At 67.0% G+C, this 15,977-nt stretch carries 15 protein-coding genes; 9 read left to right on the top strand and 6 right to left on the bottom strand.

The genetic code is table 11. The annotated features are described in order from the left end of the window. Positions 1 to 16 precede the first annotated feature (16 nt). Positions 17 to 961, top strand: a complete 945-nt coding sequence (locus tag ACQR1X_RS04670) for a M28 family peptidase (RefSeq protein ID WP_434898421.1) — start codon at positions 17 to 19, stop codon at positions 959 to 961. A gap of 9 nt (positions 962 to 970) precedes the next feature. Here the strand turns inward: ACQR1X_RS04670 and ACQR1X_RS04665 are convergent, their stop codons facing one another. Beyond that, positions 971 to 3,097, bottom strand: coding sequence for an FAD-dependent oxidoreductase (locus ACQR1X_RS04665; RefSeq protein ID WP_434898420.1), 2,127 nt, complete (start codon positions 3,095 to 3,097; stop codon positions 971 to 973). A gap of 353 nt (positions 3,098 to 3,450) precedes the next feature. Here ACQR1X_RS04665 and ACQR1X_RS04660 point away from each other — a divergent pair, with 353 nt between their 5' ends. The 3 genes from ACQR1X_RS04660 (at position 3,451) to ACQR1X_RS04650 (ending at position 5,159) form a co-directional block, all read left to right on the top strand. Further along, on the top strand, positions 3,451 to 4,167 hold the full coding sequence (locus ACQR1X_RS04660) for a hypothetical protein (RefSeq protein ID WP_316216817.1): 717 nt from the start codon (positions 3,451 to 3,453) through the stop codon (positions 4,165 to 4,167). A gap of 101 nt (positions 4,168 to 4,268) precedes the next feature. Continuing rightward, on the top strand, positions 4,269 to 4,865 hold the full coding sequence (locus ACQR1X_RS04655) for a YidB family protein (RefSeq protein ID WP_315800563.1): 597 nt from the start codon (positions 4,269 to 4,271) through the stop codon (positions 4,863 to 4,865). A gap of 27 nt (positions 4,866 to 4,892) precedes the next feature. Then, the gene (locus ACQR1X_RS04650; protein WP_315800564.1) at positions 4,893 to 5,159 is read left to right on the top strand and encodes a GlsB/YeaQ/YmgE family stress response membrane protein; all 267 of its coding nucleotides are present in this window, start codon (positions 4,893 to 4,895) and stop codon (positions 5,157 to 5,159) included. A gap of 131 nt (positions 5,160 to 5,290) precedes the next feature. On the opposite strand, the gene ACQR1X_RS04645 is transcribed toward ACQR1X_RS04650, so the two are convergent. Further along, positions 5,291 to 6,070, bottom strand: a complete 780-nt coding sequence (locus tag ACQR1X_RS04645; RefSeq protein WP_315800565.1) for an SDR family NAD(P)-dependent oxidoreductase — start codon at positions 6,068 to 6,070, stop codon at positions 5,291 to 5,293. A gap of 246 nt (positions 6,071 to 6,316) precedes the next feature. On the opposite strand from ACQR1X_RS04645, the gene ACQR1X_RS04640 reads away from it, so the two are divergent. From ACQR1X_RS04640 to ACQR1X_RS04630, 3 genes are all read left to right on the top strand, one after another. Beyond that, the gene (locus ACQR1X_RS04640; protein WP_316182930.1) at positions 6,317 to 7,381 is read left to right on the top strand and encodes an acyl-CoA dehydrogenase family protein; all 1,065 of its coding nucleotides are present in this window, start codon (positions 6,317 to 6,319) and stop codon (positions 7,379 to 7,381) included. A gap of 19 nt (positions 7,382 to 7,400) precedes the next feature. Next, on the top strand, positions 7,401 to 8,558 hold the full coding sequence (locus tag ACQR1X_RS04635; RefSeq protein ID WP_316182929.1) for an acyl-CoA dehydrogenase family protein: 1,158 nt from the start codon (positions 7,401 to 7,403) through the stop codon (positions 8,556 to 8,558). 233 nt (positions 8,559 to 8,791) lie between these two features. Next, positions 8,792 to 9,598, top strand: coding sequence for an enoyl-CoA hydratase/isomerase family protein (locus ACQR1X_RS04630; protein ID WP_316182928.1), 807 nt, complete (start codon positions 8,792 to 8,794; stop codon positions 9,596 to 9,598). 57 nt (positions 9,599 to 9,655) lie between these two features. Here the strand turns inward: ACQR1X_RS04630 and ACQR1X_RS04625 are convergent, their stop codons facing one another. The 3 genes from ACQR1X_RS04625 to ACQR1X_RS04615 form a co-directional block, all read right to left on the bottom strand. Continuing rightward, the gene (locus tag ACQR1X_RS04625) at positions 9,656 to 10,426 is read right to left on the bottom strand and encodes a hypothetical protein (protein ID WP_434890430.1); all 771 of its coding nucleotides are present in this window, start codon (positions 10,424 to 10,426) and stop codon (positions 9,656 to 9,658) included. Between the two features lie 68 nt (positions 10,427 to 10,494). Further along, positions 10,495 to 11,289, bottom strand: coding sequence for an enoyl-CoA hydratase (locus tag ACQR1X_RS04620; RefSeq protein WP_434840307.1), 795 nt, complete (start codon positions 11,287 to 11,289; stop codon positions 10,495 to 10,497). A gap of 109 nt (positions 11,290 to 11,398) precedes the next feature. Further along, positions 11,399 to 12,583: an ABC transporter substrate-binding protein gene (locus ACQR1X_RS04615; protein ID WP_316182943.1), complete on the bottom strand. Its 1,185-nt coding sequence runs from the start codon at positions 12,581 to 12,583 to the stop codon at positions 11,399 to 11,401. Positions 12,584 to 12,805: 222 nt separating this feature from the next. Here ACQR1X_RS04615 and ACQR1X_RS04610 point away from each other — a divergent pair, with 222 nt between their 5' ends. Continuing rightward, the gene (locus ACQR1X_RS04610) at positions 12,806 to 13,582 is read left to right on the top strand and encodes a thermonuclease family protein (RefSeq protein ID WP_434898419.1); all 777 of its coding nucleotides are present in this window, start codon (positions 12,806 to 12,808) and stop codon (positions 13,580 to 13,582) included. A 48-nt stretch (positions 13,583 to 13,630) separates the two neighbouring features. After that, positions 13,631 to 15,097, top strand: a complete 1,467-nt coding sequence (locus ACQR1X_RS04605) for a M48 family metalloprotease (RefSeq protein WP_315800914.1) — start codon at positions 13,631 to 13,633, stop codon at positions 15,095 to 15,097. Positions 15,098 to 15,189: 92 nt separating this feature from the next. Here the strand turns inward: ACQR1X_RS04605 and ACQR1X_RS04600 are convergent, their stop codons facing one another. Continuing rightward, positions 15,190 to 15,975, bottom strand: a complete 786-nt coding sequence (locus ACQR1X_RS04600) for an N-acyl homoserine lactonase family protein (RefSeq protein ID WP_315800915.1) — start codon at positions 15,973 to 15,975, stop codon at positions 15,190 to 15,192. Positions 15,976 to 15,977 lie beyond the last annotated feature (2 nt).

Genomic DNA, 15,977 nt, shown 5'->3' with positions numbered 1-15,977 from the left:
TTGAAGAGCTTTGCGGATGACTGAGTTCTGGCCTCGCCTCGCCGCCACCGCGACAGCGGCCGTATTGCTGCTGATGTCGCCGACCGCCAACGCCGCGGACGCGCAGATCGAATTGTGGGACGGTCAGCGCGCGCTGGCCGTCATCGCCGATCTGCTGCGCTTCACGCCGCGATCGATGGGCGAGCCGGGGCATCAGAAAACGATCGACTACATCAAGGACGCGATGGCCAAGAGCGCGGCGGATGCGGTGCTCACGCAGAGCTTCTCCGCCAAGGGTGACGACGGCAAGGCGATCCCGCTCACCAACATCATCGCCCGCTTCCAGGTGCAGAACCCGCGGCGCGTTATCGTCGCGACCCATTACGACAGCATCATCAAGGCCTATCGCGATCCGAAGTCGCCGGATGCGCCGATGCCGGGCGCCAACAACTCCGCCTCGGCGGTGGCGCTGCTGCTGGAGACCGCACGCGTGCTGTCGCTGTCGCCGCGGCCCGACGTCGGCATCGACCTGATCTTCTTCGACGGCGAGGAAGGGCCGAAATCGCTCGGCGCCGGCGATCCGACCTGGCGTCCCCTCGGCTCGCCGCATTTCGCGGCCAACCTGAAGACCTATTATCCGACGCACAAGCCGGAGAAGGCGGTCGATTTCGACATGGTCTGCGACAGGGATCTCAAGCTGCAGCCGGAGCCGTCGTCGCTGGCCTCGGCGCTGCCGGAGGTCAAGAAGTTCTGGAGCATCGGCAGCCGGATCGCGCCGCAGGCGTTCTCGCCGGAGCCCACGGCCTATCCGATCAGCGATGACCACACGGCGCTGCAGCAGGCCGGAATTCCGAGCTTCCTGGTCATCGACTTCGACTACGAGCCCTATTTCAACACCACGCAGGATACGATCGAGCAGTGCTCGGCGCAGAGCCTGGAGACCGTCGGCCGCACCCTGCTGCGCTACCTCTACACGCCCTGATCGCCGCGCTCATGCCGCCTTCGGCGGCGCTGTCATTGCGTCCGATGCGACATCTGATACGCGCGCCAGCAGGCCGGGCACGAGCGCCTCGGCCGCCTCCGCGCCCGAGATCACCACGGCCTCGACGCCGGCTCCGGCATTGCCGCCGCCGGCGATGACGAGATTGCGCACCGGCGCCTTGGCGCCCTTCAGCCGTCCCGACCGGGCCACGCCATAGATCGCGCCGGCACTGGCGAGGTCGTAGCGCGCATAGGTCACGGGGCTGGCGTCGGTGCGGTAGACGATATGCTGCGACAGGCCGGGAATGATGGTCTCGGCGGCGGCGACCATGGCATCGCCGAGCTGCTGCTTGCGCGCCTCGTAGTCCGGCGAGCGCCGCCACGCCTTCCAGTCGTCGCCGCCCTCGTCGGGAAACCAGCTCTTGGCCTGTTCGTGAGGAACGAGGGTGATGATCGTCATCGTCGCATGGCCTTCCGGCGCCGCCGACGGATCGAGCTTGGACATCACGGCGAGACCGATCCCCATCGGCGTGTCGAGATGCGTGGCGGGCGCGATGTCGGGCACCATGTCGAGGCCGAGATGCACCGAGAAGCACGACGTGGCGGGCGCGAGGGCGCGGGCACGCTCACGAAACGTGGCGGGCAGATCGTCGGCCTTCAGAAGCTCGGTGAAGGTGCGGCCGAGATCGGCATTCGAGACCACCGCCTGCGCGCGGATCGTGCGGCCATTGCCGAGCACGACGCCGGCGGCGCGGCCCTGCTCGACCAGGATGCGGGTGACCCTGGATTTCAGATGCACCTCGCCTCCCCGGGCGGTGACCGCCTCTGCGAGCACGTCCGCGAGGTGGCCGGAGCCGTCGACCGGATAGAAGCCGCCCTTGAAATAGTAGCCGAAGATCGGGACCATCTGCGCGCAGCTCAGCGTCTCGCTGCCGTCGCCGAGATAGCCCGACAGCGCATTGAGAGTGGCGATCAGCTCGGGATCGGAGACGTGGGCGGCGACGAGCTCGTCGAACGGGCGGTTCATCCAGCGGTACGCCTGCGGATGCTTGCGCGGGAAGGCCAGCATCTCCTCCAATGTGGCGGGCATGCCGGGAATGCCGCTGCGACCCTGCCCCGTCGCATACATGCTCTCGAAGATGGCATGGATGGTGTCGAACAGCCGGGTCAGCCCGTCCGCGCTGGCTGGAAACATCTCGCAAAGCAGTCGGACATAGGCGCGCCAGTCCTCTGGCACCTCGATGCGCCGGCCGGCGAGACGGTAGGAGTGGGTGACCCGCCGCCATTGGATACGGTCAGCGACGCCGAGCCGGCGCAGCACGCCGTCGACCGGCCCGCCGGGCCAGACGCCGGAGAAATCGTGCGGCCCGGCATCGAAGCGATACAGCACCGGCTTGTTGTCGTGGTGCGCCTTGCGAAGATAAGTGTGGCAGAAGCCGCCGGGCACGACGTGGTGGTCGAACACCTTCACCTTCAGCCCGGACTCCGCGAGCAGGGCCGCGGCCGTCAGCCCGCCGATTCCAGCGCCGATCACCGCGACATCGCAATCGGTCTCGGCCGCGGAGGCGAAGCCCGGCGCCGGCCAATGGCACTCCTCGCGCGCGGCCCGCATGCGCAGCAAGGCCTGGCGAATTGCGAAGCGGGGGCCGAAGATCGAGATCAGCGCGCCGCCGACGACGATCGCCGTCGTGATCCAGGAGGCGACGCTGGCCCAGCGGCACAGGCCGAGCACCAGGAACAGCACGCCCCAGAGCCCGGTCATCAGCATGTTGATCAAATGGAATTGGGGCGTCGAGGCGCTGTCGGCATAGGCCGACCGGGAATAATCCCCGGTCCAGGGGCGGCCGACGGCGAGCGAAGCGAAGCTGATGAGGCCGAGCCCAGCGAAGGACAGCCACAGGGCATTGCCGGCCGTCCAATTCGGCGCGACGTCGTTGGCGATCGCCAGCACGACGAAAAGGGCGAGGCTTCCGAGTTCCAGCAGCGCGAGCTCGCTACGGGAGGCGCGCCAGACATTGGCGGCCAGCGCCAGGGCCAGCGCGGACCACACCGCCCATGCCGGCTGATGCCAGGCCAGCAGGGTCCAGAACACGACGAACGGCAGCAGCGCCAGCTTGACCGTGAGGAACACTTTCATCGCAGCCTCCTCCGCGCCGGGCGGCGCAAGTCATCTTTCCAATGTCAAGATATTCATAAAGGCGCTCGCCCGGCCCCGTCAACACCAATCTTTCCATCGTCAAGATTAGTTTCGTCAACTACGGCGGGATGAAAATGGTGGAAAAAAGCTGCGTATCGTTCCGGCGCCACAGCAAGGTGCGATTCACGAACGGCGCCGCCGTCATTGCCGACCCGACTGTGGCAACGAGATCACGGAACCACGGCAGATAAAGAAGAAAGTCGCAAATTACGCAGCATTGGAGTCACACATCGCCGCAAATTGGCGACAATCTCCCGTCATCTGAGGCGGGGAGCCGCTGAGGATTGCCGTTCGTGTACCGACCCCACTTGCCAATTCTGGTCTTTGCAGCGATCACCTGCCTGCCTGCGGTGCAACCTCAACGCGCGCATGCGGAATGGTGGAGCCGCTCCCCGACGGATTTCGAGGAGTGCGCCGACGCCGCCGAGAAGTCCGCCTCCAAGGAGGAGAAGACCGCGGCGCTGGCGCAATGCAACGCCAAATTTGCCGGGAGACGGAAGCCGGGCGGCGGCTATGTCTACTACGACTTCATGCAGGACCGCAGCTTCGACATCGCCGGGCCCAATCCCACGGCCGAAGAGCAGAAGTTCATTGACCAGCAGTATACGCAATACCTCGAGCGCCAGCGCCACGCCAATATGAGCTCGGCAATGATGTCGCGGCCGCAGACGCAGGACCTCCAGCCCTCGCTCCGGGACATGACGGCGCGGGCCGCGATCGAGCCGCCGAAGCCGGCCATGCCGGCGCCGCCGCCGCAACGGCCGAGCAAGCCGCCGGCCGCGACCGCGCAGGGCGGCTTGCCACCGCCGGCGTCGAACGTGGAGGCACGCGCCCGCATCAAGGCAGCGCAATGCGCCAAGGATGGCTGGCGGCGCGATTCGTTCTCGTGCAACTTTCCGGTCCTGTCGGAGAAGCTCGACGAGCTGAAGCGGATGTTCACCGGCCCGAGCCAGACTGCTGCCGCACCGCCCGGAGCCAAGGCGCCGAAACGGGCCGAAGCCCGGAACTGAGCCGCGCGCGACACGTTCCCCTGTGCGACCCTTCTGACCGCGGCTTGTAACGCTCCGTGCAAGCCAATAGCTTTGTCGGCGTGGGGCGCAGGAGGCAGGTCATGGGTCTACTCGATATCCTCAACGGCATGCAGAACGGCCCGAATGGGCCAAGTCATCCGGCCACGCAGAAGAGCGGCGGCATGTCGCCAATGACGATGGCGATCCTCGCTTTGCTGGCGTGGAAAGCGGTGAAGCATTTCTCGCAGAATGGGCAGCAGCCGAATGCGGCGCCCGCGCCGGTCCCGCCGTCTCAGCCGACCGGGAATCAAGGCGGACCGCTCGGCGGTGCGCTTGGTGGCGGATTGAGCGGCGGCCTCGGCAACATCATCGCTGGCGGACTCGGCGGCCTGCTCGCCGGCGGCGCCGCCGGCAGCGTCTTGTCCGGCGGGCTCGGCGATCTGCTGCGCCAGTTGCAGGACAAGGGCCATGGCGACACCGCGAACTCCTGGGTCTCCCCCGGCGAGAACAAGCCGATCTCGCCCGGCGACCTCGCCAATGCGCTCGGCGCCGACCAGATCGATCAGCTCACCGCGCAGAGCGGGCTGTCGCGCGATGAGCTGTTGAACGGGCTGAGCCAGTACCTGCCGAAGGTGGTCGATCAGCTCACGCCGGACGGGCGGCTGCCGACCGAGCACGAGTTGGCGAGCCGGATCTGAGCGCGACCTTCAGGCAAGGATCATGTCATGCTCTATATTTTGATCGTCGGGCTGGTCGCCGGCTTCCTCGCCCGGCTTCTGTCGCCGGGACCGAACAACCCCTCCGGCTTCATCCTGACCGCCGTGCTCGGCATCGTCGGCGCATTCCTCGCCACCGCGGTGGGACAGGCGATCGGGCACTATGGTCCGAACCAGGGCGCCGGCTTCATCACCGCGACGATCGGCGCCGTGGTGGTGCTGTTCATCTGGAACAGGCTGGTCGCCAGCGGCACGATCCGCGATTTCAATCGCTAGCGCGCTCGCTCCAAGCGCTCTCACTCCAAGTCATTGCCAGCCAGGCGGCGACGCAATCCAGCACCAACAAGGTCTGGACTGCGCCGTCGCGTCGGCTGTTCACCACGACGGCGTCGCCCCAAGAAACGGCGTCACCCCAACAGATGCATCCCCGCATCCATGCGCACGACCTCGCCGGTCATGTGGCCTGACGCCGGGCTCGCCAGGAACGCCACGAGCTGCGCGATATCCTCGGCGGACGAAGCCGCGCGCAGCGGCACCCGCGCCACCACCGCATCGCGCACCTGCTTGGCGCCGGCCTCGCCGCGGCCCTTGGTGAACCACGGCGTATCGATGTAGCCGGGGCAGACGGTGTTGATGCGGATCGCTGGCGCCAGGGCGCGCGCCAGCGACAGCGTCATCGTGTTCAGCGCGCCCTTGCTGGCGGCATAGGCAACCGACGAGCCGACGCCGCTGATGCCGGCCACCGACGAGACGTTGACGACCGCGGACGCACGCGCCGTCGCCTTGGCCGCTGCTTCCAGCAGCGGCCGTGCGGCGCGCACCATCTGGAAGGGGCCGATGGTGTTGACCGCGAAGATGCGCTGGAAATCCTCCGCCGAAAGGCCGTCGAGCTGATCGTGCGGGACGTGCTTGGTGGTGCCGGCATTGTTGACGAGGGCATCCAGCCGGCCCCAGGCCGCGGCGGCGGCGACGATCTTGCGGCAATCCTCGTCGCGCGACACGTCGCCTTGAATGACGACGACCTCGACTCCTTCCTTGCGGCAGAGATCAGCGGTCTGCTCGGCTTCACTCTTGCTGTTCGAATAGTTCACGACGATGCGCATGCCGGCCTTCGCCAGCAGCAACGCGGTCGCGGCTCCGAGGCCGGACGCCGACCCCGTCACGACCGCGCACAGACCTTCAGCCATTCCGCACCTCCCTGTTTGCCTTTGCCTGTTACCTTGCTTCTTCTTAGCCAACATCGCTGCATCTGCAAAATCGGCAAAATCTCCGCAGCGCGGAAATCGCTCGCCTCCATGCGGCGAGCGGACGGGGCCCTGCAGCGCGCTACGCTTGTCAGGGCCATCGCTTGCGCCCATCATGCCGGCAAGACATCGCCGGCGCGCGCAGGACATGGCGCGCCGAGACCGACGATAACGAGGGCGAGGAGCGCTGTGGCGGAAGCTGAGAACATCGTCGTTGCGACCGCGGAGAAGATCTTCGCCGATCTCGCCGACCCGCAGACGATCAACCACGACAAGGACGGCCGCTGGACGGCGCCGCTGTGGCAGGCGCTGAGCGAGGCCGGCCTGACGCTCGCCTGGGTGGGCGAGGAGTTCGGCGGCGCCGGCACTGACCTCGCCGACGGCTTCGAGATCATCAATGCCGCGGGCCGTTTTGCGATTGCGGTGCCGCTGGCCGAGACGCTGCTCGCCGGCTGGCTGCTGCAACAAGGCGGCATTGCCTCGCCCGACGGCGCCATGACGATCGCGCCGGCTCATCCGAGAGACCGGATCACGCTCGACGCTGACGGCACCTTGTCCGGCCATGCCCGCGGCGTGCCGTTCGCCAGAGCCGCGCAGCATGTTGCCGTGCTCGCGCAAGGCGGCGACGGCGTGTCGATCGCGCTGGTCGAGACCGCGCGGCTGCGCATCGACGCGGGCCTCAACCTCGCCAACGATCCCAGCGACACGGTGACGTTCGACAAGATCACGCCGCTGGCATGCCGGCCGGCGCCGGCCGGCTTCGACGCCACGACATTGATGCTGATGGGCGGCGTTGCCCGCGGACTGCAGATCGCCGGCGCGCTGGATCGGCTGCTCGCGATCAGCGTCAACTATGCGGGTGAGCGCGTCGCCTTCGAGAAGCCGATCGGCAAATTCCAGGCGGTGCAGCACAATCTCGCACGGCTGGCCGGTGAGAGCGCCGCTGCGAGCGCGGCCGCGACATCGGCCGCCGATGCGATCGCGCGGGCCGCCGCATTCGACGACGCGGTGTTTCTCGAAGCCGCCGCGGCCAAGATCCGCTGCGCCGAGGCCGCCGAGAAGGGCGCGGCGATCGCGCATCAGGTGCACGGCGCCATCGGCTTCACCACCGAGCACATCCTGCATCGCTTCTCCTTGCGCGCGCTGGGCTGGCGCGACGATTTCGGCTCCGAGAGCCATTGGGCCGTCGAGCTCGGCAGGCGCGTCGCCGCACACGGCGCCGATGAGCTGTGGCCGCTGGTCGCCTCGCGCTGACGACGAAGAGGATTGCCGCATGACCGCACTTCGTTTCGATCCGATCCGCCTGCCGAGGGAATGCGAGGAGCTGCGCAAGGAGGTGCGCGCCTTCCTCGCTGATGAGATCGCGGCCGGCACCTTCAACCCGTACCAGCCCAAGCGCGAGGATGCCGACGCGCGCGAGTTTGCGGCCCGCGTCGGCGCGCGCGGCTGGATCGGCATGACCTGGCCGAAGCAATATGGCGGCCACGAGCGCTCGTTCCTGGAGCGCTACGTCGTGACCGAGGAGATGCGGGTTGCCAACGCGCCTGTCAGGCGCTTCTTCGTCGCCGACCGGCAGAGCGGGCCGATCCTGCTGCGCTACGCGCCCGAGCATATCAAGACGGACATCCTGCCGCGCATCTGCCGCGGCGAGCTGTGCTTCGCGATCGGCATGAGCGAGCCGAACTCGGGCTCCGACCTGTTCGCCGCCAAGACGCGCGCGACCAGGACGGACGGCGGCTGGCTGATCAACGGCTCGAAGATCTGGACCACGTCGGCGCACATGGCCGACTACATGATCGCGATCTTCCGCACGTCGCCGGCCACCAAGGAGAACCGTCGTCATGGCCTGACGCAGTTCCTGGTGAACATGAAATCAACGGGAATCAAGGTGAACCCGATTGGGCAGATCACCGGGCAGAAGGAGTTCAACGAGGTCGTCTTTACCGACGCCTTCGTGCCGGACGATCATCAGCTCGGCGAGATCGACGGCGCCTGGAAGCAGGCCACCTCCGAGCTCGCCTATGAGCGCTCGGGGCCCGAGCGTTTCCTCGAAACCTACTATGTGCTGACCGAGCTGGTGCGCGCGGTCGGTCCCAACCCCGACACGCGCAGCGCGGAGGGCATCGGTCGCCTGGTGGCGCAGCTGCACACGATGCGGCGGATGTCGGTGTCGGTCGCCGGCATGCTGCAGGCCGGCAAGGAGCCGGTGGTCGAGGCCTCGATCGTCAAGGACGTCGGCACGGTCTGGGAGCAGCAGCTGCCGCACCGCGTCCGCGACCTCGCCGCGTTCGTCGAGGACAACGCAGGAAATCGCGAGACCTTGGAGAGCCAGCTGACCTTCGCGATGCAGACCGCGCCGAAGCTGACCATCCAGGGCGGCACCACCGAGGTGCTACGCGGCATCATCGCGCGCGGGCTGGGGTTGAGGTGATTGTAGGAGCCAATTCGGCTTGCTCGGTGCACCCTCTCCCCTTGTGGGAGAGGGTGCCGGAGATGCGAAGCATCGGAGGCGGGTGAGGGGTCTCCATCCGCACGGCCAACTGCCGAGAGAACCCCTCACCCGGCTCGCCGTCGCTTTCGCGTCGGCGATCCACCCTCTCGCACAAGGGGAGAGGGTGCACCGGCCGTACCGCTGCATTAGGTAACTAATCAGGAGACCCCACCATGACCCACTTCCCTGACATCGGCGTCGAGATCCACGGCCATGTCGGCCTGATCGAGATCCGCCGGCCGCCGCTCAACTTCTTCGACATTTCACTGATCAACCAGATCGCCGATGCGCTGGAGGGCTTCGACCGCGACATCGAGATCCGCGCCTCGGTGCTGGCGGCGCAAGGCAAGGCGTTCTGCGCCGGCGCCAACTTCACCGATCCGGCGCGCCAGGCGCAGGAAGCGGCCGGCGCCAAAGGCGATCCGGCCGACAGCCTCGGGGCGATCAACCATCTCTACATGCAGGCGGTGCGGATCTTCCGCTGCAAGAAGCCGGTGGTCGCCGCGGTGCACGGAGCCGCCATCGGCGGCGGGCTCGGCCTCGCCGTCTCGGCCGACTTCCGCGTCACCTGTCCGGAGGCGCGGTTCTCGGCCAATTTCACCAAGCTCGGCTTCCATCCCGGCTTCGGGCTGACGGTGACGCTGCCGGAGCTGGTCGGCAAGAACAACGCCGAGCTGATGTTCTACACCAGCCGCCGTGTCACCGGCGAGGAAGCGCTCAGAATCGGCCTCGCCAATGAATGCGTGCCGCAGGACGAGGTGCGGACGGCCGCGATGAAGCTCGCCGCCGAGATCGCCGAATGCTCGCCGCTCGGCCTGCTGTCGACCCGCGCGACGATGCGCGCCAATCTCGCCGACCGTGTGATGGCGGCAACCGAGCACGAGCTCGCCGAACAGACCCGGCTGCGCGCGACCGAGGATTTCAAGGAAGGCGTCAAGGCCACCGAGGAGCGGCGCTTCGCGAACTTCAAGGGGCGGTGACGAACCGCGAGCTTCGAACGTCGGCATGGCCGGGCTCGTCCCGGCCATGCCGATCGACTAGTTGGCGACCGCCCCCTGCAACGCGAAGGCAACGCCGCCAATTGTGAAACAGCCGCCTGAAACTGCATAGCCACGGGCGCGCGCAGCGTCGGCCACACGCGCAGCATCGGCGACGCGGAACGTCAGGCCGCTCATGAGCTCGCGCTCGCCGGGTTCGACACGAATACCGGCGTTCGGCAATTTCAACTGCTGAACACCATCTCGGGCAGACGGCACCACATCGAGAATGCGCCCCCAATGCCCGGCGAGCGCGGCCGGCTCGGGGCTCTGCAGCACCACCTCGGTCATCGCCGTCGTCACGTCGCTGCGAATCGCGCGCGTCCAATCCGGCCCAGCGGGCGGATAGGCGCCGAGCACATCGTCGCTGCCCGCGGTGTGATTGAGCTCGATGAAGGCGGCGCGGCAGTCGCGGGGATGTAGTTGCACGCCGTGATAGGGCGGATGATCGATCACGTTGGCGGTGCGCACGCCCATCGCATTGGCTCGGGACGCGCGGCCATCGGGATCATCGCAGGCGAAGATCGCCATGTAGCCGCCGCGGCCGCCGGTCTTGTCGAGGAAGCGTCCGGCCGCGGTGTCCTCGCGGGTCGGCGCGATCACCTCGAGCAGGATCGGCCCGACCGGCAGCAGCGCGTTCTCCAGCCCGTATTTGCCGACATGCGGGTCGCGATAGCAGATCTCGATGCCCATGATCGCGGCGATGTCCGAGACGACGGGCTCGAGGCTGCGGGCGACGAGACAGATCTGGCGCAGGTGGAGGTAAGGCATGCAGTCCTCCTCGAGGCTTTGCCTGTTCACACAGGCCAGCGGCCTCAGCAGCGTCATTGCAAGCGACGCTACCGTCCCTGAAACAGCGGCGCGCGCTTCTCGACGAAGGCTTTCGCCGCCTCCCTGTGGTCCTCGGTGTCGCTGCAGCGCGAGTGATGCATCGCCTCGGCGTCGAAGCAGGCCTCCAAGGTCAGCGTCTCGGCGTTGTTGATGTTGCGCTTGATGTAGCCGAGCGTCACGCTCGGCCCCTGCGCCAGCGACATCGCCAGCGCGCGCGTGGCCGCCTCGACCTCGGCGTCGGGCACGACCTTTGTCACCATGCCCAAGGCGAGCGCCTCCTGCGCCGTCAGGACCGGCGAGGTCAGATACAGCTCCCGCGCCTTGGCGCTGCCGAGCAGTTGGGTGAGGAAGTAGGTGCCACCGAAATCGCCCGACAGCCCGACCTTGGCGAAGGCTGTCGTGATCTTGGCCGACTCGCCGGCCACCCGCAGATCGCAGGCCAGGGCGATCGACAGGCCGGCGCCGGCGGCGGCGCCGTCGATCTGCGCCACCACCGGCTTCTGCATCTGGTGCAGCAGCCGCGACACCTCCATGCGCTCGCGCAAGGTCGTCACCTTGGTCTCGAACGAGGGCGCGGTCTTGGCTTCGGCCATCGCCTTGACGTCGCCGCCGACGCAGAACGTGCCGCCGGCGCCCTTGAGCAGCACCGCGCGCACCTCCGGATCATTGGCCGCGCGATGCGCCGCCTCGACCAGCCCCTTGGTCAGGTCGCTGTTGAGCGCGTTGCGCCGCTCCGGCCGGTTCATCGTGATCGTGAGCAGGCCGGACTCGAGATGCTGCAGGACGGTGGTGTTGGTGGTCATGGCGGACGTTCTCCGGTTTTGGCCGTCATTGCGAACAAAGTGAAGCAATCCAGAGTCGCGCGCGCAGTCCTGGATTGCTTCGTCGCTTCGCTCCTCGCAATGACGGCAGCTACTTCTTCACCAGCGGGCAGCGCGACGCCTCGAGCGGCTGGAATGCCTCGTTGCCCGACACGGTCGCGAGCAGCTTGTAGTCGTCGGACTTGGCCTTCGACTCCGACGGCTTCTTGACCTCGAACAGGTACATGTCATGCACCATGCGGCCGTCCTCGCGGATGCGGCCGCCCTTGGCGAACATGTCGTTGATCGGCGTCGCCTTCATCAGCTTCATCACGGCGTCCGCGTCGGTCGTACCCGCAGCCTTCACCGCCTTCAGATAGTGCGTCACCGAGGAGTAGACGCCGGCCTGGGCCGAGGTCGGCACGCGCTTGGTACGCTCCATGAAGCGCTTGGTGAAGGCGCGGGTGTCGTCGTTGAGATCCCAGTAGAACGCTTCCGCGACCAGCAGCCCCTGCGCCGTCTCCAGCCCGACGCTGTCGATGTCGGAGACGAAGGCGAGCAGCGGCGACAGCTTCTGTCCGCCCTTGGTGAGGCCGAATTCGGCCGCCTGCTTGATCGCGTTGATGGTGTCGCCGCCGGCATTGGCGAGCCCGATCACCTTGGCCTTGGAGGCCTGCGCCTGCAGCAGGAAGGAGGAGAAGTCGGAGGTGTTGAGCGGATGGCGCACGCTGCCGAGCACCTTGCCGCCCGACTTCACCACCACGGCGGTGGTGTCCTTTTCGAGATCCTGGCCGAAGGCGTAGTCGGCGGTCAGGAAGAACCAGCTGTCGAGGCCGGACTTCACCGCCGCCAGGCCCGTGACGTTGGCCTGCGCGAAGGTGTCGAACACGTAGTGCACGGTGTAGGGGCCGCACGCCTCGTTGGAGAGCCTGACAGAGCCGGGACCGTTGAAGATGATGATCTTGTTGCGCGCCTTGGCGATCTCGCCGGCGGCCAGCGCGGTGGCGGAGGCGGCGACATCCCAGATCATCTCGACGCCCTGGTTGTCGAGCATGTCGCGGGCGATGTTGGCGGCGAGATCGGCCTTGTTGAGATGGTCGGCGGCGATCACCTCGATCTTGCGGCCGAGCACCTCGCCGCCGAAATCCTCCACCGCCATCTTCGCCGCGGCCTCGCTGCCCGGACCGGTGATGTCGGCGTAGAGGCTCGACATGTCGAGGATGCCGCCGATCTTCAGCGGCGGCTTGCTCTGCGCATGCGCCACGCCTGCGGACAACGTCAGCGCCGACGCCAGCATGAACAACGACGCCGCCGCGCCGCGGATGGTTCTGCTCATCGATATCCTCCCTGCCGGGCACATCGCTACATGGCGACGGCCTCTTTGATAGTTCGCATCATGGCGCACGTATTGGCATGCGGCAAGCGCTCAGCACGCTCAACAAAGCGTCGCCGCCCGCCGCTTTCCGCTCAGTGGAATGGAAATTTCGTGCGATGATGCAGCATGACGAGAGAGCGCAGGATGAGGAGCAGACGGAGGCTGATTGCGCTCGGTGCAAGCGTCGCGATCGTCACGATGATGTCGCCGAGTCACGCCACGCCGTGCATGTTCGCGGAGCTCGGCGAAGGCCACGTCAGCGAGATCATCGATGCACGCAGTTTCCGTCTCGACGACGGCCGCGAGGTCAGGCTCGCCGGCATCGAGGTGCCGCCGGAGGAGCAGCGCGCGACGTCGGTGGATGCGCTGGGCGCGCTGCTGCGCGGCCGCGACGTCGTGCTCCGCGGCGAGGACGACACCCCCGACCGCTACGGCCGGCAGCGCGCCTTCGTCTTCGTGGCCGGCGCGGACCAGCCGGTGCAAAGCGAGCTGCTGCGGCAGGGCGCCGTGCTGCGCGGGATCGACCTGCCCGACCGGGATTGCGCCCTCAGCCTGGGCGCGGCGGAAGCCGAGGCCCGCAACGCCAGGCGTGGTCTCTGGAAGATTGCGACCGTCATAAAAAACACGGAAAGTCCAGACGATATTTTGTCTCGCGTAGGGCTATTTACGGTTGTCGAAGGGAAGGTGTTGTCCGTACGACAGACGGGGACAACAACTTATCTGAACTTCGCTCGTAACTGGACACGGGGCTTCGCGGTGACTATTCCAAAGCGTATGATGGCGGTATTGGAAGGTGCCGGCATCGACGTCAAATCACTTGCGAATCGGCAGGTTCGCGTGCGCGGTTGGATTGAAGCGCATGCGGGTCCGAGACTGGAACTGACGCAGACCGCCCAGATCGAGATTTTAAGCGGGAATTGACCGCTGAGGTACATGAGTAGCGACGTGAACCTGTCTGTTCGAAAGCGCATGACGGTGATGAACTGCGGTTCGCGGATCGCACCGGCGCTGCTGTGCCTGGGGCTGGCGCTGGCCGGTTGCAGCGACATGGGCAAGTTGCAGCAGGCGACGGCGCCGTTGCCGACGCCGCGGCCGAAGCCGGCGATGGTGCAGACGACGCCGGCAAGCGATCGCGAGCACGAGCGCATTCTTGCAACCTATGGCGGCGCCTATGAGGATCCTCAGCTCGAGGGCCTGATCTCCAAGATCGTCGACCGGCTGGTGGCTGTGTCCGATCGCCCCGACCAGGGCTACAAGGTCACGATCCTGAACTCCGGTGCGGTCAATGCTTTCGCGCTGCCGACCGGCCAGCTCTACGTGACGCGCGGGCTGATTGCGCTCGCCAACGACACCTCCGAATTGTCCTCGGTGCTCAGCCACGAGATGGCGCATGTGCTGGCGCGCCATGCTGCGATCCGCGAGGACCAGGCGCGGCAGGCTGCGGTCGTGACCCGCGTCGTCTCCGACATGGGCAACGATCCGGACCTGACGGCGCTGGCGCTCGCCAAGACCAAGCTGACGATGGCGAGCTTCTCGCGCACCCAGGAGTTCGAGGCCGACGGCATCGGCGTCGGCATCTCCGCCAAGGCCAAGTTCGATCCCTACGGCGCGGCGCGCTTCCTGACCTCGATGGAGCGCAACGCAGAGTTGAAGGCCGGCAAGGTCGCGATCGACCCGCGCGCGCAGGACTTCCTGTCGTCGCATCCGGCGACGCCGGAGCGGGTGCAGAACGCCGCCGCCATCGCCAAGCAATACGTCTCCCCCGAGGCCAGGGAGCATGACCGCGAGACCTACTTGGCTGCAGTCGACAACATCGTCTATGGCGAGGACCCGAGCGAGGGCTTCGTGCGCGGACGGCGCTTCCTGCATCCGAAGCTCGGCTTCACCTTCCAGGCGCCGGAGAACTTCACGCTCGACAACACCGCGCAGGCGGTGATCGGCGTACGCGAGGGCGGCGCCCAGGCGATGCGCTTCGACGTCGTGCGCGTGCCGGCGCAGCAGACGCTCGGCGACTATCTGAACTCCGGCTGGATGGAGAACGTCGACAAGTCGGCGACCGAGGAGCTGACGATCAACGGCTTCCCGGCGGCCTCCACGACGGCGAGCGGCGATCCCTGGCAGTTCAAGGTCTATGCGCTGCGCGTCGGCAGCGACGTCTACCGCTTCATCTTCGCCTCGCGGCAGAAGACCACCGAGAGCGAGCGCAATGCGCGGGAGACGGTGAACTCGTTCCGCCGGCTCAGCCTGGAGGAGATCCAGTCGGCGCGGCCGCTGCGCATCAAGGTGATCACCGTGCAGCCGGGCGACACGGTGGAATCGCTGGCGCACCGCATGACCGGCGTCGACCGCCCGGTCGAGCGCTTCCGCGTCCTCAACGGCCTCGACGCCCGCGCCCAGGTCAAGGTCCGCGACCGCGTCAAGATCGTGGTGGAGTGAGCGCGATTTCCCCCTGAGCAAACCCTCAGGGCTGCCGCTCGCTCGAGCAGCTCGGCTGATCGGTCGAGGGGCGGACGGACGAGTGAACGCCCCTAGTCGAAATACGCCGGCGCGTGCGCAAGCCCCGCCGACTGCGCCGTATCATGGTTGAGCCACAGCTGCGCGCGCTCTGCATCGACGATGGCGGCGATCCGCTCCATTGATGTCAGGGTCGCCTCGGCGCTTGCATTCATCGTCGGCACGCAGCGATGCGCCATGTTGTAGCGGTCATGCGCGGCGTCGCCCGATAGCAGGACCGCCCCGGAGCCGGCGAGCCGCACCAGCAGCGAGCAGTGGCCCGGCGTATGGCCAGGCGTTGAGATGACGCGCACCGAACCGTCACCGAACAGATCGACATCCCCGTCCATCAATTCGAGGCAGGCTTGCCGGAGGCAATCGTAGAGCAATGGCGCGTAGCCGAAGGTGCTGAAGTCCTTGCCGAACATCGCCGCGTGCTCCCGCCGCTGGATGTACCAGCGCGCATCGCGGAACAGCCTGGCATTGCCGATGTGATCGAAATGGGCATGGGACAGCAGCACCATCGCGACATCGGCCGGCGCGAGGCCGATTTCGGCAAGCTGAGCAGTGAGAGGCTTAGCGACGAGGCCTCTGATGCCGTGGGCGATGATCCGGCCTTCCGGCGCATCGGCCAGCCTCTGGTCGATCCCGGTGTCCCACAGGATCCATTCGCCCCGTCGCTGCAGCAGATAGGCATGGCAGCTCAGCGTCACCGGCTCGCCCTGCCATTTGCCCGGCGTGTAGACGGACCGATCCGGCGCGATCGCCTTGCCGGCATCGAGCACGTACAGACGATCGATCGTTCCCAACTGTCCAGTCATGG

Source organism: Bradyrhizobium sp. HKCCYLRH3073, from assembly GCF_051167995.1.
Classification (GTDB): Bacteria; Pseudomonadota; Alphaproteobacteria; order Rhizobiales; family Xanthobacteraceae; genus Bradyrhizobium.
Note: the sequence above shows the minus strand (reverse complement) of the source record. Positions and strands in the feature narration are given on the sequence as shown.